Consider the following 18,861-nt stretch of genomic DNA (forward strand, 5'->3'; position numbering starts at 1 on the left):
GCTGGCGTTCGACCCGCCGGCGGTCCGGGTCGACGCCGGAACGACCGTCGTCTGGGAGTGGACGGGTGCGGGCGGCGCACACAACGTGGAGTCCGACGACGGCTCGGCGACCGAGTTCAGCAGCGGCGAGGCGGTCGACGCCGACGGCGAGACGTTCGAGGTCACCTTCGAGGACCCCGGCGTCCAGCTGTACGCCTGTACCCCGCACGTCGGCGTCGGCATGCTCGGCGCCGTCCACGTCGGATAACGGGTTCGCGATACGGTGTCGTCCCCTCTCACGCTGTCGTCCTCTCTCACGCTGTCGTCCCGCTCTCCGATGACGGTATCTTTAGGCGCCCCGCGACCGTGTGTCCCTCCATGGAGGCCGTCCTGTGGTACGTTTTGACCGGTACCCGGGGTGGGCCGAACCGCGTCCGTATCCTGCGGGCGGTCGACGACCGTCCACGGAACGCGAACCAGTTGGCCGAGACGTTGGACCTCGACTACACGACGATCCGGCACCACCTCGACGTGCTGCGGGATCACGGGGTCGTCGAACGGACCGGCGACGGCTACGGCGCGGTGTACTACCCGACGGAGGGCGCACAACACAACTGGGACCTCATCGAGGAGATCGCGGAGGAGCTACCACTATGACGGATACGACACACGCGGAGGCGAGAGGCGAATGATCGACTGGATAGACGTCGCGCGCATCAGCGTCGCGATGAACCTCGTGATGTTGCTCGCGCTGACGTGGATCTGGGCGCGAAACTACCGGTCGTTCCGGTCGAAACACGCGCTCGGCCTCGCGGTGTTCGGGACCGTGCTGCTCGCACAGAACGCGCTCTCGCTGTACTTCTACCTCTACCACCCGGTGTTGGCGGCGTGGTTCGCGACGGACATGCCCCCGTTGGCGTGGCGCGCGAACATCGTCGTCCACGCGTTCCAGACGGTCGCGCTCGCGTTCCTGCTGTGGGTCACCTGGGACTGATCGCCCACGGCGTCACCCTCCGCTCCCCGTTCGTTCCTCGCTCTGCCCGTTCCCCGCCCTGCCCGTTCCCCGTTTCGTCCGTTCGTTCCGTTCTCTCGCCCGCACCTGTTCTACCCCGGCCGATCCCCGGCGTATCCCGCCCCGGCCGATCCCCGGCGTATCCCGCCCCGGCCGGAACGGCTATCGGGTCCGCCCGTCTCGGGTTCGCCACCGGAGCCCACGATCATGACCCACACATCGACGGCGGCCGAGACGGTCGAATCGAACCGGGAGCGACTGTACGACCTGTCCCGACGCATCTGGGAGACCCCGGAGCTCGGGCTCCACGAACACGACTCCGCGGCGGTGCTCATCGAGGCCCTCCGGGAGGCGGGCTTCGCGGTCGAGACGGGGGTCGGCGGGATGCCGACGGCGTTCGTCGCGACGTACGGCGAGGGCGACCCGACGATCGGTCTGCTCGGGGAGTACGACGCGCTCCCCGGGCTGTCACAGTCCGTCAGTGCCGAGCGCGACCCGATCGAGGCGGGAGGGCCGGGACACGGCTGCGGGCACAACCTCTTCGGCGTGGCGGTGTTCGGGGCCGCCCTCGCGGTGCGGGACGCGATCGACGCGGGCGGGATCGAGGGGACGGTCCGCTACTACGGCTGTCCCGCCGAGGAGACGCTCGTCGGGAAGACGTACATGGCTCGCGCCGGCGTCTTCGACGACCTGGACGCGGCGCTGACGTGGCACCCGGGCGACCTGAACACCCCGCGGATCGGGAGCTCGAACGCGCTCGATTCGATCGAGTTCACGTTTCACGGCGAGTCCGCACACGCGGGCGGGTCGCCCGACTCCGGCCGGAGCGCCCTCGACGGCGTCGAGCTGATGAACGTCGGCGTCGAGTTCATGCGCGAACACGTCAGCGACGGCGCGCGGATGCACTACGCGATCACGAACGGGGGCGACGCGCCCAACGTCGTGCCCGCGGAGGCGTCGGTGTGGTACTTCGTCCGCGCGCCGACCCGCGCGGAGGTCGAGCGCAACACCGACTGGCTCCGCGACATCGCCGACGGGGCGGCGACGATGACCCAGACGACCGTCGAGGAACGGTTCCTCTCCGGGTGTTACCCCTACCTCGCGAACCGGACGGTGACCGACGTGATCTGGAAGCACATGCGCGCGGCGGGGCCGGTTGACTACGACGACGACGACCGGGCGTTCGCCCGCGACCTCCTCGACACCGTCTCCGAGAGCAACCGCCAGGCGGAGCTCGACGGGCTTCCGGAGGACGTCCGCGAGGCGGTCGCGGACCACGCGCTGTACGGGGAGCCGGTCCCGCCGTTCGGCGAGGAGGAGACGTCGGGCGGGTCGACGGAGGTCGGCGACGTGAGCCACATCGCTCCGACCGGGCAGTTCACCGCGGCGACGTGGCCCGTCGGGACGCCCGGCCACTCCTGGCAGGTCGTCGCCGCGAACGGCGACTTCGCCCGGAAAGGGATGCTCTTCGCCGCGACGGTGCTCGGGGGAACCGCCTGCGAACTCATGGCCGACCCCGAGACCCTGTCGCGCGCCCGCGAGGAGTTCGCGGCGGCGACCGACGGCGCGGCGTACGAGACGCCGCTCCCGCCCGAGGCGGAGCCGCCGTTCGACGTGACCGCGCGGCAGTGATCGCGCCGGCGGGACGGTGGGACCGCGGGAGGACGTGATCGCGCCGGCGGGACCGAGAGACGGTGTGAGCGCGGGAGGGCGTGACCGCAGGACGGCTGGACCGCGGGAGGACGTGACCACGGGACGGCGACCCGCGTTCGACCGGTACGTGTGTGACGCGTGGCCGGCGCGTCAGTACTTGGGGTCCGCGCCGGTCGTCTCGTAGATCCGGTCCATGATCGCGTCCCGCTCGCCCGTCCAGTTGGCCATGGCGGCGGGGCTCGTCGGGTAGGACCCGTAGTGGTCGATGAGCTCCTCGGCGAGCGTCTTCGTCCGGTAGAAGTCGCGGATCGTGCCCCAGTACCCGAAGCTCTTGACCGCACACTTCAGCTTGAGGCCGAACGACATCGACGTCGACCCCTCGTACAGCGCCTCGGCGAGCTTCTCGCCCGGGAGCGCCGCGAGCAGCCCCATCAGGTCGTCGACGTCGACGGCCGTCGAGAGCACGTTGTACACGTCGAGACCCGCGTACCGGCCGCCGTAGTGGTCCATCACGCGCTCGTTGTAGCGCCAGAGGTTCTCCTCGCTGACGTCGCCGTCGCTTATCGCCTTCACCGCCTGTTCGCCCGCATACTGGCCGGCGTACGCCGCGCCCGCGATGCCGCCGCCGGTCGTCGGGTTGACGTGGCCGGCCGCGTCGCCGACCGCCATGTAGCCGGGCGCGACCGCGGAGTCGTACGGGCGACGGGTCGGCAGGGCGGCGCCGAGCTTGTCGCGCACCTCCGCGCCGGCGAACTCGGGGCGGTCCCGGAGGTCGCGTTTGAGCGACTCGACGAGCTTCATCGGCTCCTCGTTCATCTGGAAGCCGAGCCCGGCGTTGATCTCCGTGCTCGTCCGCGGGAAGTACCAGAGGTAGCCGGCGGCCCGCTCCGTCGGCTTGAACACCAGGGCGTCGTCCCACTCGACGGGCTCTGGCACCTCGACGATCTCGCGGTACGCCGAGCAGAACTGCGAGTACCGGACGTTCGTGTCGAACGTCGTCCCCTCGAAGTCAGCTTTGTCCTGCAGCAGCGACAGCGACCCCGCGCCGTCGATGACGACGTCCGCCTCGTACGTCCGCGGCTCCCCGCGACGGACGGCCCGCAGCCCGGTCACCCGCCCGCGGTCGTCCTGCACGACGTCGTTGATGACGGTGTCGTAGTGGAACGTCACGCCGGCCCGCTCCGCGCCGTCGATGATCCGGCGGCCGTACTCCCAGCGGTCGATCACCGCGAGCTCCCCCGGCACGGGGATCTCGAGAACGGTGTCCTCCTGGGGGATCTCGAACCGACCGTGGTCGACGCCCGTGTTGGTGAACGCCGGCTCCAGCTGGGATTTCGGGATCGCCTCGGGGAACGAGTCCGCCCCCTTCAGCGCGTCCCCGCAGGCGATGTGCCCGGCCTCGTCGGCGTCCTTCCGTTCGACGATGACGACGTCGAGGCCCTCGTTCGCGATCGTCGCCGCGGCGTAACACCCGGCGGTCCCCGCGCCCGCCACGACGACGTCGTACTCGTAACTGCTCATACCCTGCCGGTCGTGACGCCGGCGGCAAAACTCTTTACTCCCGTTTCGGTCGCAACCGAGACAACGGAACCCGACCCCACGGGACGTTGAGGGACCCACCAGCGGCCGACGGCTAAAGGCGTCGCTTATAAAACCGAACGGCGGTTGCTCATAAGGGCTGGACGGCAGTCAGTTATAAAAGCAGGACGGCGATCAGTTATAAAAGCAGGCGGCGATCGTTCATAAAGGCAGGACGGCGGTCACTTATGAACTACGGCGCGCGCGAGAAACGCGCGCGAGGGAGGTCGGCGGCGGCCGCGGCGCGGTGCGGTCCCGCGGCCGCCGCCGACCGAGGCTGGGGAGGGCGAGGTCCGGTGCGGTCGCTGGCCGGCCGAGACGTGTCGTCGACACTCTCGCCGGATCGGCGATACTCGCCAGATCGACGATCCGCGCCGGACAGCCTCCGCCGGATGGCCCCCACTGGACAGCCGCCGCCGAATAGCCCCTGCCGGGCGGCCCCCGCCGAGGCCACGATACGCGCCGACGGTCCTGTCGAGAAGCCTCATAAACGGTGGCGAGGCCCGTCGAGATCGCTTATAAACAATTACTGCCGCGCCCGGACACGGCGCCGCCCACGGCGGTTCGACCATCGTTCCTCGAAGCCCGCTCATGCTACCGATAATCACGCGCGATCGCCATGATTGTGGATCGTATGGCGTGAAACGAACGGGAAACCCACAGCAAACCGCATATCTAACGGAAGCCATAAGTACGAGTCTACGAACGAACGGGCATGGATCGACCAGACACGGGGATATCGGTTCCGGACGGCGTCGACAGACGGACGTTCCTACAGGCCGCGACCGCGGGGGGCACGTTCATGATCGCCGGCTGTGCGGACGAGGCCGGCGACGACGTCGACGCGGGGGACGACGGCGACGTCGCCGGCGGTTCCGGCGACGACGAGGAGACCGACGCGCTGACGCTTCTCACGTACGAGCCGCTCGAGGACGGCGACCCGACGGAGATGGACGACCCGGCACCGATCCAGGTGTTCCTCCGCTACCTCATCGAGGAGTTCGAGGCGGAGACGGGGATCGAGATCGCCCACCAGTCGCTCAGCATCGAGGAGTGGCGGACGCAGGGGAACTCGATCCTCGGCGGCAGCGGCGCGCCCGCCGTCTCCGAATCGATGCCGGGCCCGGGCGAGGTCGGCGACCTCGTTCACGCCGGCCACTTCACGACCCTTCAGGACAAGGTCGACCCCGCGATCATCGAGGCGCGCGACGTCAACGGATGGACGTTCGAGGACGGACGGATGCTCAACTACGGCGTCGGCGACGACGTCTACGGGATCCCGCACTACATGAGCGGCCTCCCGCTGTGGTTCAACATCCCCGTCCTCGAGGACGCGGGCGTCGACTACGAGCGGCTCCGCCACGCCAACGACGTGACGTGGGAGGAGTTCAACGACATCTGTGAACAGGTGAAAGACGCCGGCTACATCCCGATGGCGATGGGGAACCGCGTCGGCGGCCACATCCCGTACAAGTTCAGCGTCGCCGTCAACAAGACGGTCGGCCACGAGGCGGTGTTCGAGGTCCTCGACCCCGAATCCGACCGCCAGATCAACGACCCCGAGTTCGTCGAGGCGCTCGAACTCGTCGAGGAGTGGTGGGACCGCGGCTTCATCAACGAGGACCACCTGTCGCTCGACGAGGACGAGGGCGAGACGTACTTCTTCCAGAACGAGGCCGCGTTCATCACCGACGGAATCTGGATCAGCTACCTCTGGGACGCCGTCTCCGACCCCGACGAGCTCGGCCCGATGGGCGAGGGCTGGGACTACATGTGGTGGCCGTACCGGCCCGACGTGTACGAGGACGGCAAGGAGGAGCTGCTGGGGTTCAACGTCGGTGCCTACGGGATCTCTTCGCGCGCGGAAGAGCAGGGCCTGCTCGACGACGCCGTCGAGTGGCTGAACTACTACATGAGCGAGGAGATCGCGCAGTTCCGCGCCGACCACGGCGACCGGATCCCCTCCCACCAGGCGGTCGACATCGGTCCGGAAGTGCAGGCCGCGATGCACGACGACCTCACGTCGAACGTGCAGGCCACCCGGACGGACGACATGCTCCTGCCCGAGTTCGCCTCGGAGCTGACGAGCACCGGCCAGCTGATGTTCAGCGACGAGATGACGCCCCAAGAGGTCCTCGACGCGTGTCAGGAGGCCCTCGACGACGGCGTCGAGCGGTACGAGTGAGCCGTCCCCCGGCCGCCCGCCGCGGCCGCCGACGCATCACTTAAGAACCGTCGTGGGCGAGTGAGCCCATGGAGGAGCCGTCGGGCGTCAGCGAGAAAGGGCGGTTCCAGCGGGCCGCGGGGGTGAACGTCGTCGGCAACGCGGCGAAGATCGCCGTCGAAGGAGCCGCCGGACTCGCGTTCGGCAGCGTCGCCCTGCTGGCCGACGCAGCCCATTCCGTCGCCGACCTCGTCGCCAGCGCCGTCGTGTTCGTGTGGGGCGGCTCACGGTACGACGATCCCGACTCGAACCACCCGCACGGCCACCAGCGGATCGAGCCGCTGACCGCGCTGTTCGTCGGCGCGGTGATCGTGCTCCTCGGACTCAACTTGTTGTGGAGCTCCGTCGACGGGCTCCGGTTCGGCACCGACGTTCGATTCAGCCCCCTGTTGCTTGCCGCCTTAGCGTTCGCGATCGTCGACATGTACGTCCTCTATTGGTACACCACGCGCGTGAACGCGGACCTCGGATCGACCTCCCTCGCCGCGCTCGCGACGGACTGTCTGAACGACATCTACACCTCCATCGCGGCGGTCGCCGGCGTGCTCGGCGTGTTCCTCGACGTCCCCCTCCTCGACCCGCTCGCCGGGGCGCTCGTCAGCGTCCTCGTCGTGCATCAAGGGGTGAAGATCGCCCGCGAGAACGTGACGTATCTCGTCGGCGCGGCCCCGCCGGAGGGGGACCGCGATCTCGTCGTCGAGACCCTCCTGACGCACCCGGCCGTCGAGGGGGTCCACGACCTCACGGTGTTTTACGACGGGACCGACCTCGAGGTCGAGGTCCACGTCGAGGTCGACGGCGAGATGACCCTGCGGGAGGCACACGACCTCGAAACGGAGCTCGTCACGCGGCTCCGCACGCTGGAGGACGTCGGCGACGTCCACGTCCACCTCGACCCGTCGGGACTCGGCGAGTGGAAGGACGCCGCCGAGGAGTGACCGACGGGAGCGGCCCGAGTTCGCCGTCAGGCCGTGACCGGTTCGATCAGGTCGGGGTCGTCGTTCGCGGGGGTATTCACGCGGGACGAGACGGGGTACGCCGTCAGGTCGTCGGCGGGATAGGGCTCCAACAGGGCGGCCGCCGGCTCCGGGTCGTCCGCGAGCCACGTCGCCTCGTCGTCGGGGTCCAACACGACCGCCATCCGGTGGTGGTAGTCGGCGACCACGTCGTTCGGCTCGGTCGTGATCACGGTGAACGTCTCGACGACGCCGTCGTCGGGACCGTCGTTGGGTGCGTCCCTCCCGCCGTCTCCGCCGCTCCCGCCGCTCCCGACGCCGAACGCGTCCAGCCCCGTCTGTGTCGTCTCCGGCTCGGGGGGTTCCCAGCGCTCGTAGAGGCCCGCCATCGCGAACGGCCGGTCGTCCGCGAAGGCGACCCGATACGGCCGTCTCTCGCCCCCCTCCTCGACCCATTCGTAGAAGCCGTCGGCGGGGACGAGACAGCGTCGCCGCTCGAAGGCGTCGGCGAAGCTGCGCTTCTCGCGGACGGTTTCCGCGCGGGCGTTTATCAGCCCGAAGGGCTCGTCGGCCCACGCGGGGGTGAGCCCCCACTCCATTCGGGTCGCCTCGGCCGGCCGGTCGTTCGCGATCACCGGGAGGTCCTGGCCGGGCGCACAGTTGTAGCTGGGCTCGAAGCCGCCCGGCTCGCGGCCGAACGTCGCCCCGAACCGCGACTCGAGCTCGGCGGCGGGGGTAAAGAGGGTGTAGCGGCCACACATCGGTGCCGCCGCTTGGGGACGGAGTTACTTAAACCGGGGCGGGCGGTCCGCTACTCGTCGTCCACGCCGCGCCGCTCCAACAGCTCGGCGACGATCGAGTCGACGTCCGTCCGCTTCTCGCCGACGATCGCGCCCGCGAAGGCCCCGAGACCAGCGCCGGTGCTGGCCGCGTTTCGCCCGATCAATCCACCGATCGCCCCGCCGATCGCGCCGCCGATCGCCGCATAGCGAGCCCGGCAGAGGACGCGGGTCGCTCGTTCGCGCACCGCTTCTCGAACCGAACCGACGGAAGGTTCTCCCATGACGTCATGTCCGTTGTGAAACGACATAAATCCGTTCCCGATCGGGACCGCTCCCCGCCCCGTGGACGGTGGACGGGCTACGCTTTTGAGCGACGCGACCGAAACGGGACACGTGCAACTCGTCAGCGTCGCGGCGATCGCCGAGAACCGAGTCATCGGTAAGGACGGTGCGGTTCCGTGGCCGGAGATCCCCGAGGACGTGCGCCAGTATCGCGCCCGCGTCGCCGAGGCTCCCGTGATACTCGGCCGACGGACGTTCGAGTCGATGCGTGGGAACCTCCCCGGAGCGCGGCAGATCGTCGTCAGCCGGAGCCTCGACACCCTCCCGGACCCCACCGCCGTCGTCGCCGGCGACGTCGACGGGGCGCTCGCGTTCGCGCGGGAGTTCGCGGGTGACGGCCCCGCGTACGTCCTCGGCGGCGGCGCGATCTACGAGCTGTTCCAGCCGCACCTCGACCGGATGGTCCTCAGCCACGTGGACGGGAGCTACGAGGGCGACACGCGGTACCCGGCGTGGGACGACGACGAGTGGACGGTCGTCACCGAGACCCCGTACGACCGGTTCACGCTCCGCGAGTGGGCCCGAACGGATCGGTGACCCCGTCCAGCCGTATCGACCGGCGCGTCTCGCAACCTTTTACAGCGCCCGTCCGCTCTGTGTCGGTATGGCTAGCTTCGACGCCGCGGAACGCCGCAACCTCGACCGACTGATCTGCATGCGCTGTAACGCCCGCAACTCCCCTGACGCCAGGCGCTGCCGCAAGTGCGGCTACGGGAACCTCCGGCCGAAGGCGAAGGAACGCCGCGCGGCCTGATCGGTCCGCTCTCGTTCTCGCGACCGTCGTCCGCCGAGTCACGACTGTCTCCAAGCGTCGTGACGCCGTCCGGCGGAGTGGCCTCCGTGACTGGCTCGCGGCGTCGCTCGGCGTTCGTCCGCGTCGATCGACTTTCGTCCGCGTCGCTCGGTTCCCGTTCGACGTCGACCGCCGCGCCCGTTTCCGCCTCACTCGTCGGGGTATTTGAGCTCGCGCTGTGCGGCCCGCTCGGTCGCGCGCTCGATGACGGCACGGACCGTCTCCCCGCCCTCCGCCCGGCGGTAGACGTCGCCGTGGCCGGGGTACATGGCCGTGACGGAGTCCGGGAGCCGGTCGAGCAGCGTGTGGAGGCTCTCGATGAGCCGTTCGCGTGACTGACCGGCCATGTCGGTGCGACCGAAGGAGCCGTCGTCGAACGCGCCGTCGTTGTACACGACGACGTCGCCGCTGTAGAGCCGCTCCTCGCCGACGAACGAGACGTGGTCGGCCGCGTGCCCGGGGGTGTAGACGACCTCACAGGGCTCGTCGCCGATCAGGACCTCGTCGCCGTCGTCGATGGCGACGTCGCGTCGGGGATGGGCGTCGTAGGCGAACAGGGTGGCGTCGAACCGGTCGAGCACGGCGTCGAGCTCCCCGACGTGGTCGCCGTGTTGATGCGTTATGACGACCCGATCCAGGTCGTCGACGTGCTCCGCGATCACGTCGGCGACGCCGGGCATCGTCCCGGCGTCGACGAGCGTGGGCGCGTCCCCCGGGACGAGATACGCGTTGCAGGTGAACTCCGCCGCGTCCGCAGTCACGTTGATCGGTTGCATGTGCGATCCAACGGCCTCCGGTGATAAAAGGGTGGACGCCTCGGAACCGACGCGCCCGGACGGGACCCGTCGTCCCCGCATGACTCGGTCGGGATCGCTATCGTGTGGTGTGTTCACGAAGACCCTCGGGATTTATGTCTCTCGATCGGCAAGATATCGACGTACATGGGCTTTGGGAGCTACGACGAGTCCGAACAGGAGAACCAAGACCTCGACGCCGACTTCGACGCCGACGACGGCGTTCAGGCGGCCGAGGAGACCCACCACGGGTCCGTCGAGTACGAGCCCGGCGCGACGAACGACGAGCTGCTCGACCGCCTCCAGGAGATCAAATCCGAGGAGACGTAGGTGCGACCCGGGAGCCGGACGCTCGGGGTCGCGTTCTCCGACGGCGACCGGACGAGCCGGCTCGGGGGCGCGGTCGTCCGCCTCGACGGAACCGTCGACGGGTTGGTGTTCGGCGCGTGTACCGTCGGCGGCACCGACGCGACCGACGCGATACTGACGCTCGCCGCCGACCTCGGGCGTGACGACGTCCGCCGCGTGTTGGTCGCGGGCGTCGCGCCCGCGTGGTTCAACCTCGTCGACCTCCGCCGGCTCCACGACGCGCTCGACCGGCCCGTTCTCGCGGTGAGCTACGAGGCGAGCCCCGGGCTCGAGCCCGCGCTCTCCCGCGAGTTCGACGGCGACGCGCTCGCGACCCGCCTCGACGTGTACGGCGGCCTTCCGCCGCGGAGACGGGTCGACGACGAGCGGGGCTCCCGGCGAGACCCCGAGCGACCGCTGTTCGTTCGCGCGGTCGGGATCGACGACGACCGCGCGGCCGCCCTCGTCGCCGCCCACACGGAGCCCGGGTTCCGGAGGCCGGAGCCGGTTCGGATCGCGGCGATCGCGGCGCGCGCGCATCGCGCGGCGGTCGAGGGGTGAGCGTACAACGCCGCGAAGGTGCGTTCGAGGGATCACGCGGACTTATAAGCGTCGCGGGCGCGGATCGCCGTATGGAAGGGCCTCCCGAGGCGCTCGACGACGACCTGTGCGTGCGGTCGTGTGAGCGGTGTCCGGCGCTCGTGGCGTCGCGGAGCCGGATCGTGAACGGCGTCGGGCCGGCCGACGCCGACCTCGTGTTCGTCGGCGAGGGGCCGGGCGCGACGGAAGACGAGCGGGGCGAGCCGTTCGTCGGCCGGTCCGGCGACGTCCTCGACGAGGCGCTCCGCGACGCGGGGCTCGCGCGGACCGACGTCCGCATCACCAACTGCGTCCGCTGTCGGCCGCCCGACAACCGGGACCCCCGAGCCGAGGAGCTGGCGAACTGTCGCGGTTACCTCGAAGCCGAGATCGATCGGCTCGATCCCGAGATCGTCGTGACGCTCGGGAAGGTCCCGAGCGAGCACCTGCTGGAGCGGTCGGTCGCGATCACCGGGGAGTCGGGGACCGTCGTCGACGCGCGTATCGGCGACCGCTCACGACGCGTGCTGCTCTGTGTCCACCCGGCGGCGACGCTGTACGACCGGAGCCAACGCGACGGCTTCTTCGAAACCATCGCCCGGGCCGCGGAGCTGTCGGGCGCGGCGGACGGGGCGGGCGGGCAGTCACGGCTCGGCGAGTTCTGAGGTCCGAGTGGAGCGGACCGTCCCCGTCGAGCCGTTCGGCCGGCGGCTCAGGTCGTGGCTGCGCTTCGAGGAGGTGGAGACGGGTTGCTGGGAGCCGATCGGCGGCTTTCCGCGGCGGATAGCCGAGTCCGCGACGGAGCGACCGGCTCCGCCGGTCGACTGCCCGAAGGGAAACCGACTTTTCCGTCCCGCACGGAGGGAACGTATGTACGCCTTCGAGCCGCCCGCGGAGACGCTGGCGGAGGTCGTCCTCGTCGATTACGGGCTGGGTAATCTGCGGTCCGCGACCCGCGGGCTGGAACGGGCCGGGGCGAGCGTGGAGATCACCGACGATCCCGACGCGTTCGCGGCCGCCGACGGCGTCGTCTTACCGGGCGTCGGCGCGTTCCGCGAGGGGATGGAGAACGCCGGTCCCCTGCGCGAGGCGCTGACGGATCACGCCGAGGCGGGCCGTCCGCTGTTCGGGATCTGTCTCGGGATGCAGATGCTGTTGACCTCCAGCGAGGAGGCCGACCACGAGGGCGAAGGCGAGGTGACCGGCCTCGACCTGGTCCCGGGGACGAACGTCCGGTTCGACGTCGACCGGAAGGTCCCCCACATGGGATGGAACGAGCTCGAGGTCGTCCGCGAACACCCGATCGTCGAGGGCGTCGACGGCGAGTACGCCTACTTCGTCCACTCGTACTACGCGGAGCCGGACGACCCCGACGCGGTCGTCGCCACGGCCGACTACGGCGTCGACTTCCCCGCGGTCGTCGCCAACGAGGCGGGGAACGTGTTCGGGACGCAGTTCCACCCCGAGAAGAGCGGCGAGACGGGCCTCCGTATCCTCCGGAACTTCGTCGAGTACTGCGCCGACCGCTGAGCGTCCTGCCCGCCCACTCGACACCGGAGGCCGTAAGTGGCCGCCGCCGAAACGCGGGGTATGCGAAACCGCCTGCGGCCCCCGCTGGCCGCCCTGTTGGCCGTCGCCCTGCCGGGGCTCGGTCACGCCCTGTTACGGCGCTGGGGCCGGGCGTTGGTGTGGCACGGAACGATCATCGGCGGGGCGATCGCCCTCTTCTCGCTGTACGACGTGGAACCGATCGACCCGCTCGACGACCCGGCCGCGTTCGCGGCCGCCGTCCCGACCGAGGTGTCGCTACCGATCGCGTTCCTCGTGGGGCTGTCGGCGGTCGACGCCTTCCTCGTCGGCCGGGAGGACGCGGCGGCCGAACGCCGTGCCGAGGCGGTGACCGCCGCGACGCGCCGGGCGCGGGAGACGGCTGACGACGACGTGGGTCAGCGCGGGGGCGGCGACGTGGGTCAGCACGGAGACGGTGACCGCGCACACCTCGACGCCCTCGACGGCGAGGGGGAACCGGCGTCGGTCTCGTGTCCCCACTGTGGGCGCGAGACCGACGCCGAGATCGACTTCTGTCACTGGTGTACCGAGTCGTTTCCCTGGGCCGACGGGGATCGGTGACGACGAGGCCTGGAGGACCGTGAACGCCGAGAGGACCGTGAACGCCGAGAGGACCGTGAACGCCGAGAGGACCGTGAACGCCGAGAGGACCGTGAACGCCTGTGATCGCCGACCGGATCGGTCTTGCCGACCGCCCCCCGAGAACGCCCATCGATGACGTTCGTTGCCCTCCTCGCGGTCGTGGTCGCGGTGGCGCTCGTCAGCTTCGCGATCCTCCTTCCGGCGTGTGTCGGCGTCGACCGGCTTCGCGCAGCCCTCGAGCGCCCGAACCGGTTCCACGATCGGCTCGTCGCGGTGTCGCCGTTCATCGGCGGGTTGGCGGTCGTCCTCCTGCTCAACAAGGGCCTGTTGAACCGGATCGAGCACTTCTCACACCGCTACGGCGTCGAGGCCACGATGTGGTTCTACGCGGTCGAGGGGGACCTCGTCGCGACCGTTCAGGACACGCTCCCCGACTGGGGGCTCTACTACTTCGGCCCGATGTACGTGTTCGGCTACGTCGTCCTGCTCGTGTTCCCGCTCGTGGCGTACCTGTTCGCGTCGTCGCTGCGCCCGATCAAGACGCTCGTCACGGCGTACGCGATCAACTACGCGGTCGCTGTCGGCTGTTACGCGGCGGTGCTCGCGTACGGCCCGCGAAACTATCATCGCCTGCCGGGGGCCGATCCGGACGCGACACGTGTCGAGGAGCCGCTGCTCGACTCCTTCCGAGAGGTCACACAGCTTACCGCGCGGGTCAACGTCGAGACGAACGTCTTCCCCTCCCTGCACACGTCGCTGTCGGTGACGGTGCTGCTGCTTGCCGTTTCGACTCACGAGGAGTTCCCGCGCTGGACGCCAGTCGCCGCGCTCCTCGCCGGGAGCATCGTCCTCGCGACGATGTACCTCGGGATCCATTGGGCCACCGACGTCGTCGCGGGCGTCTTGCTCGCCGCGGGGAGCATCGCCGGGGCGGCGCGGATCGTGGCGTACACGGAGCGCCGCCGGTCCCCCGACGCGCAGTAGTATCAAACGGGAGAACTGCGGGGGAAGCCTGATACGTCGCCGCCGGGACCACGGAGTGAGAACGCGGCGAGGACCACCATGAGCCCGGACACACGACGAGACGACGGGGACCGACGATCGCTCGAGGGGGCCGCCCGATCGGCGGCGTTCACGGAACTGCTCCAGCGCCAGCGAGGGAGCCGCGGGTCCGTCGGCGGAGGCGACGACGGCCGGCCGTACCTCCCGGCGGTGCCCGCCGCGCCGAACGCGGAACACGAGATCGGCGAGTGGCTCGGCTCGCTCGTCGACGTCGGCGGGCACTTCCGGACCCGGGACGCGCTGGCGTACTACGCCGAGGTCGGGTGGATCGCGCCGGACGTGGCCGACGCACTCGGGCGTCGGCTGCCGGGGTTCGACGCGCCCGAGGACGACCGACCGTTCACCCCGGCCGACCACCGACTCAGCCTCGTCTCCGTGGTCCGGCTCGCCGCGTATACCGCCGATCGTCGTTGACCGACGGCGACCACGCACCGCGCGAGGCCGTCGACTCCTCCCGGGCGGAGCCGAACCACGGGGAAGGGAGCGTCCGACTCGCGACCGTGCAACCAACGGGTTGGTGAGCTGATCAAGGACGCAGAGCAGCTGCTGGAGCGGATCGACAAACGGTGACGACGGATTCAGGGACGCTCGGCGGTTTCGATGACGTAGGCAATAGCGTGCTAAACGCGATATCGGTTGTATACGACGGGATCAGGAGTCTCCCGCAGATAGCGCTGCGCGTCGTTCATAGAGCTGGGCAGTCGCGTTATCGGACGTAAGTTTGGATGTCGGATAGATGGCCTCAAGCACGGAGAGTTTCGAGTGTATGCGCTGCTGTTCACGCTCTCGTTTCGGCTGTCCCATTCGTTTGATCTGCGTCTCAACCGCAGTCAGGAGCTCTGACTTCCGGATCGGCTTCCGCAACACACTATCGCAGCTCCACGCGGCCAGTGATAGTTCCGGTCGCCTCCCGACCAGTAATACCCGCCTCGTTGGCGATGGACAGTACGCCTCGAACTCCTCCAGTGAATACTCCCAGAATCGCGTATCGACGATCACGACGTCTGGAGTATCAACGAGTTTCTCGCGGAGTTGGTCGCCCGTGCTCACTGTCAGTACCTCGAAGTCGTCTGCTAACCACTCGCCATACAATCGTGTAAGCCGATCGTCTCGATCTGCGATAACGGCTGTCCGCGTTGGTGTTTCGAGATGCGATTCACCCCACTGGCTAAGCTCCGAAAAAGTGGGTTGTAGCTCTTTCCCGGCGTCCGTCAATCTGTATTCCACTTGTAGTGGCGATTCGCTGATCGTTTGACGAGTGATTAAGTCATTGTCCGAGAGCGACCGAAGCGACGTCGTGAGCATGTTTGCGGATATCTCGGGTAATGCGGATTCGAGTTCACTGAACCGAAGCGGCCCGCGGTGGAACAGGACGAGCAGAACTGCTGGCTCCCATTTCTTTGAAAGTAGCGCGAGGACGTCGAGTGCGACACGATCGTCCGGTGGAACGAGCACTGCACGAGTATCCATATGCTGATAGATGTTGACTGAGTATATATTCTCCCGGTCGTTGGTGTTCCACAATGGAGTTGTTATCTCAACTGATCGATTCGACGCCGTTTGAGATCCTCCTCGTCGAGGACAGTCCTGATGACGTCCGACTCGTCGAATGGACGCTGTCAGAACTACCGGATCCACGAGATCGATCCGCAACGGACTACTATGCGAGCAGGAGCGATCCGATGTTCAGCATCGAGGGTCTTTCGACTGCTGGCCGGTTGTCGGACGCCGTTGACCACGTCAGCACTGAGCCGACGGACGTGGTACTCCTTGATCTCGATCTCCCAGATAGCCGTGGTCTCGATACGCTCTCGGAGTTCATCGAGACGACACCCCCGGTTCCAGTCGTGGTTCTTACCGGTCGTGACGAGTCGGAACTCGGTGTTGCGGCGATACAAGCCGGTGCTCAAGACTATCTATACAAAGGATCCCTCACAAACGCGCTCTTGTTCCGAACGATCCGGTATGCGGTCGAACGACACGCGATCCAGCACTGTCTGCGTGACGCGACCGAACGACTTCGTCTGACCAATCGGATCGCCCGACAACAGCTACAAAACGACATTAGCGTTATCATCGGACAGGCCGACCAACTCAGTTCATCTGAGCGTCCTACCGATCGATCGATCGCCTCGATCCTTGATGCAGCATACGACATCGAAGAAGTCGTAGATATCACCGCAGAGTTCACCGAAACCACGGTCAGTGAGGAGCTCTCGGATGTGACCCCGACGATTCGTACCCTCGTGTCAACCGCGGTTGACCGCGTCGAACAACGGACCGGCGCCTCGATCGAGATGACACGGGACGCCGATACAACTGAGATCCGGTGCCCGCCAACACTTCGGATCGTACTTACACAACTCCTGCGCGATGCGGTTGATCGGTCGGTGCCATCGGGAACCGCCTCGATCGACATCCAGCCGGCGGAGAGTGGCCTCTGTGTCGTCATCACGAACACCGGTTCAGCACTACCACCGGACCATGCAGCGTTTCTTAGCGGACCTCCCGAAAACGATGAACCGCCTCTCCGTGGCCGTGTTGGGTTACAACTCGTGCCGATGATCCTCTCGAGGGTTGGTTACTCCGTGACTGTTCGGGACAACGAGCCCTCCGGGTCCGAAATCCGACTACACCTCGGTGGGGATCGAGTTGGTTCAGTGTGAGCGACACGTTGGTTTCGTGTGTCTCCGTTCCATACTGATTTTAGTACCGTCTGGACCTCACCGCGAGTATTAGACACATAGATCCCCAGCAACTCGTGGTGTTAGTCGACTGGGAATGGCACTGGACCGGTCATACGGTGTTCCTGTTTGTCGCAGCAGCCGCGCTGCTGAGTGTCGCTGTCGCCGTGTGGGGAAAACGAGACGTCACAGGGAGAACTGCGTTTTTATTCCTCCTCGGTTCGATGGTCTTCTGGACCGTTGCGTATGGGTTTCAGATCGCTGGCGCGAATGAAGCAACGAAAGTATTCTGGGCCAACGTCAACCATATGGCAGTCGCGGCTGTTCCAGTCGCGTGGCTCTGTTTTGCACTCCAGTTCACCGGTCGAAAACACGTGTTCACGCCGCGTACAGTCGGTGCGCTCTCCGTCGTTCCCGCGATATATACCCTTCTCGTTTGGACGAATCCGACTCACCAACTGATCCGAGAGACGTCCGGGATGCGAACGGTGGACGGGAGTTCGCTGTTACTTCTCGATCAGACGTTCGGACCCGCATTCTGGCTCCATGCGGTGTACGGGTATGGGCTGATGGCGACCGGGACGTTACTGTTCGCACAGCTGTTCGTCTGGGCTCCGAGCGTCTATCGTCGACAGGTCGGACTGTTGCTACTCGGAGCCATCGTTCCGATGGCGACGAACATCGCATTTCACGCCGACCTGTATTCCCCTTCCGACTTCGATCTGACGTCATTTAGCTTCGTTGCGACCGCACTGTTGTTTTTCGTCGCGATCTACAGATATCAGATGTTGGATCTGGTTCCTATCGCTCGCGAAACGGTTGTCGATACACTCACGGGAGGAATCATCGTCGTTGACCGAAAGCATCGAGTCGTCGATCTCAACGCTGCGGCAACGACGATACTCGGCGTGCATAACGCGACCGTAATCGGGAGCGACATCCAGCAGGTGTTCCCTGAGCTCACGGGCGATGAGCAACTTGCGGGTCGAGAAGTATCGACTCGACGTGAAGTCGTTCACGAAGCTGACGGAACGAGCCGAACGCTTGCGGTGACTATCACAGCCGTCTCAGACGTCAATCAAAACCCGATAGGTTATACGATCACGATCCGCGACGTAACCGAAACGCGCAGGCTACAGGCGGCGGTTCGTTCGCAACTAGACGAAGTGCTTCGAGTCAACCGTGAGCTAGAACTGTTCACGACTGCAATCTCACACGACCTCCGAGCGCCCGCACGTACAACCGAACGATATATCGATCGTGTTCGGCGATCTGAGCCGGACCTCTCGGACGAGGGCAAGTCGATTCTGGAGGTCGCACAGACGAACGCAGAACAGATGCAATCGATGCTCACCGCACTGCTCGAGTATTCACGCATCAGTGTTGAACCCGACCAGTTCGAACCCGTCGCGCTATCGGCAGTCATCGATCGCACGCTCACTTCGCTTCAATTCTCCATTGAGGAGACTGAGGCGACGGTTTCGATCGATGAGTTACCGACCGTGCAGGGGGTCGACCATCTGCTTGCGCTGTTGTTTCAAAACCTCATCTCGAACGCCATCCGGTATGCCGGGGATTCGCCGCCGAGGATCGAGATAGAGGCCGTCTCGACGGAGACGGCTCATGAGATCACGGTCACAGACTCCGGCGTAGGGATCGAAGAGCGTAATTTAGCCCACGTTTTCGAGCTGTTTTACACGGGAAGTCACGACGGTGGGCCGTCAGGAACCGGCGCCGGGCTCGCCATCTGTAAGAAGATCGTCGAAGAACACCGCGGAACCGTGACGATCGAATCGACGGTTGGTCACGGCACTGAAGTAACGGTACGGCTCCCGATCGATCCGTGATTGGTACGACGGATCTGTTGGTGTCGTTTGGTTGTGATTTGACTTAGCGTAGCCTAAGTTCACTGCTTCCGTTAGCC

General features: G+C 67.0%; 22 protein-coding genes. 17 read left to right on the forward strand and 5 right to left on the reverse strand.

The window, feature by feature from the left end; translation table 11 throughout:
- From GRS48_RS15295 to GRS48_RS12435, 4 genes are all read left to right on the forward strand, one after another.
- A partial coding sequence (locus GRS48_RS15295; RefSeq protein WP_235028073.1) for a halocyanin domain-containing protein occupies positions 1 to 247 on the forward strand: 247 nt, incomplete at its 5' end.
- 110 nt (positions 248 to 357) lie between these two features.
- Positions 358 to 636 carry a winged helix-turn-helix domain-containing protein gene (locus GRS48_RS12425; RefSeq protein ID WP_159486999.1) on the forward strand — a complete coding sequence of 93 codons (279 nt, stop codon included), beginning with the start codon at positions 358 to 360 and terminating at the stop codon, positions 634 to 636.
- A gap of 31 nt (positions 637 to 667) precedes the next feature.
- Positions 668 to 973: a hypothetical protein gene (locus GRS48_RS12430; protein WP_159487001.1), complete on the forward strand. Its 306-nt coding sequence runs from the start codon at positions 668 to 670 to the stop codon at positions 971 to 973.
- A 225-nt stretch (positions 974 to 1,198) separates the two neighbouring features.
- A complete protein-coding gene (locus GRS48_RS12435; RefSeq protein ID WP_159487003.1) occupies positions 1,199 to 2,623 on the forward strand; it encodes an amidohydrolase in 1,425 nt (474 codons plus the stop codon).
- Positions 2,624 to 2,794: 171 nt separating this feature from the next.
- Here the strand turns inward: GRS48_RS12435 and GRS48_RS12440 are convergent, their stop codons facing one another.
- Complete coding sequence (locus tag GRS48_RS12440; RefSeq protein WP_159487005.1) at positions 2,795 to 4,165, reverse strand: geranylgeranyl reductase family protein; 1,371 nt, start codon at positions 4,163 to 4,165, stop codon at positions 2,795 to 2,797.
- A gap of 772 nt (positions 4,166 to 4,937) precedes the next feature.
- Between GRS48_RS12440 and GRS48_RS12445 the strand changes: the two genes are divergently transcribed.
- Positions 4,938 to 6,407, forward strand: coding sequence for an ABC transporter substrate-binding protein (locus GRS48_RS12445; RefSeq protein WP_159487007.1), 1,470 nt, complete (start codon positions 4,938 to 4,940; stop codon positions 6,405 to 6,407).
- A gap of 68 nt (positions 6,408 to 6,475) precedes the next feature.
- Positions 6,476 to 7,384 carry a cation diffusion facilitator family transporter gene (locus tag GRS48_RS12450; RefSeq protein WP_159487009.1) on the forward strand — a complete coding sequence of 303 codons (909 nt, stop codon included), beginning with the start codon at positions 6,476 to 6,478 and terminating at the stop codon, positions 7,382 to 7,384.
- Positions 7,385 to 7,410: 26 nt separating this feature from the next.
- Here GRS48_RS12450 and GRS48_RS12455 read toward each other — a convergent pair whose 3' ends face one another.
- Positions 7,411 to 8,163 carry an SOS response-associated peptidase gene (locus tag GRS48_RS12455; RefSeq protein ID WP_159487011.1) on the reverse strand — a complete coding sequence of 251 codons (753 nt, stop codon included), beginning with the start codon at positions 8,161 to 8,163 and terminating at the stop codon, positions 7,411 to 7,413.
- Between the two features lie 50 nt (positions 8,164 to 8,213).
- A complete protein-coding gene (locus GRS48_RS12460; RefSeq protein ID WP_159487013.1) occupies positions 8,214 to 8,465 on the reverse strand; it encodes a glycine zipper 2TM domain-containing protein in 252 nt (83 codons plus the stop codon).
- Between the two features lie 112 nt (positions 8,466 to 8,577).
- Here GRS48_RS12460 and GRS48_RS12465 point away from each other — a divergent pair, with 112 nt between their 5' ends.
- A complete protein-coding gene (locus GRS48_RS12465) occupies positions 8,578 to 9,063 on the forward strand; it encodes a dihydrofolate reductase (RefSeq protein WP_321168437.1) in 486 nt (161 codons plus the stop codon).
- Between the two features lie 67 nt (positions 9,064 to 9,130).
- On the forward strand, positions 9,131 to 9,280 hold the full coding sequence (locus GRS48_RS12470) for a 50S ribosomal protein L40e (RefSeq protein ID WP_159487017.1): 150 nt from the start codon (positions 9,131 to 9,133) through the stop codon (positions 9,278 to 9,280).
- A 188-nt stretch (positions 9,281 to 9,468) separates the two neighbouring features.
- On the opposite strand, the gene GRS48_RS12475 is transcribed toward GRS48_RS12470, so the two are convergent.
- Positions 9,469 to 10,095, reverse strand: coding sequence for an MBL fold metallo-hydrolase (locus GRS48_RS12475; RefSeq protein ID WP_159487019.1), 627 nt, complete (start codon positions 10,093 to 10,095; stop codon positions 9,469 to 9,471).
- 165 nt (positions 10,096 to 10,260) lie between these two features.
- On the opposite strand from GRS48_RS12475, the gene GRS48_RS12480 reads away from it, so the two are divergent.
- The 7 genes from GRS48_RS12480 to GRS48_RS12510 all read left to right on the forward strand — a co-directional run bounded on the left by GRS48_RS12480 (position 10,261) and on the right by GRS48_RS12510 (position 14,667).
- Positions 10,261 to 10,443 (forward strand): DUF5786 family protein, encoded by a 183-nt coding sequence (locus GRS48_RS12480; RefSeq protein ID WP_159487021.1) that lies wholly within the window; start codon positions 10,261 to 10,263, stop codon positions 10,441 to 10,443.
- A complete protein-coding gene (locus GRS48_RS12485) occupies positions 10,444 to 11,022 on the forward strand; it encodes a DUF99 family protein (protein ID WP_321168438.1) in 579 nt (192 codons plus the stop codon).
- A gap of 71 nt (positions 11,023 to 11,093) precedes the next feature.
- On the forward strand, positions 11,094 to 11,705 hold the full coding sequence (locus GRS48_RS12490; protein ID WP_159487023.1) for a uracil-DNA glycosylase family protein: 612 nt from the start codon (positions 11,094 to 11,096) through the stop codon (positions 11,703 to 11,705).
- Between the two features lie 205 nt (positions 11,706 to 11,910).
- A complete protein-coding gene (hisH, locus tag GRS48_RS12495; protein WP_159487025.1) occupies positions 11,911 to 12,570 on the forward strand; it encodes an imidazole glycerol phosphate synthase subunit HisH in 660 nt (219 codons plus the stop codon).
- 60 nt (positions 12,571 to 12,630) lie between these two features.
- Positions 12,631 to 13,170 carry a zinc ribbon domain-containing protein gene (locus GRS48_RS12500; RefSeq protein ID WP_159487027.1) on the forward strand — a complete coding sequence of 180 codons (540 nt, stop codon included), beginning with the start codon at positions 12,631 to 12,633 and terminating at the stop codon, positions 13,168 to 13,170.
- Positions 13,171 to 13,323: 153 nt separating this feature from the next.
- Complete coding sequence (locus GRS48_RS12505; protein WP_159487029.1) at positions 13,324 to 14,175, forward strand: phosphatase PAP2 family protein; 852 nt, start codon at positions 13,324 to 13,326, stop codon at positions 14,173 to 14,175.
- Positions 14,176 to 14,253: 78 nt separating this feature from the next.
- Positions 14,254 to 14,667, forward strand: a complete 414-nt coding sequence (locus GRS48_RS12510; protein ID WP_159487031.1) for a FlaD/FlaE family flagellar protein — start codon at positions 14,254 to 14,256, stop codon at positions 14,665 to 14,667.
- A 237-nt stretch (positions 14,668 to 14,904) separates the two neighbouring features.
- On the opposite strand, the gene GRS48_RS12515 is transcribed toward GRS48_RS12510, so the two are convergent.
- Positions 14,905 to 15,723, reverse strand: coding sequence for a helix-turn-helix domain-containing protein (locus GRS48_RS12515; protein WP_159487033.1), 819 nt, complete (start codon positions 15,721 to 15,723; stop codon positions 14,905 to 14,907).
- 53 nt (positions 15,724 to 15,776) lie between these two features.
- Between GRS48_RS12515 and GRS48_RS12520 the strand changes: the two genes are divergently transcribed.
- Positions 15,777 to 16,919 (forward strand): hybrid sensor histidine kinase/response regulator, encoded by a 1,143-nt coding sequence (locus GRS48_RS12520; RefSeq protein WP_159487035.1) that lies wholly within the window; start codon positions 15,777 to 15,779, stop codon positions 16,917 to 16,919.
- Between the two features lie 98 nt (positions 16,920 to 17,017).
- Entirely contained in the window at positions 17,018 to 18,784 is a 1,767-nt protein-coding gene (locus GRS48_RS12525) for a histidine kinase N-terminal 7TM domain-containing protein (RefSeq protein WP_200840278.1), read from the forward strand.
- Positions 18,785 to 18,861: the final 77 nt, after the last annotated feature.

The sequence above is a fragment of the Halorubrum sp. JWXQ-INN 858 genome, assembly GCF_009806985.1.
Taxonomy (GTDB): Archaea; Halobacteriota; Halobacteria; order Halobacteriales; family Haloferacaceae; genus Halorubrum.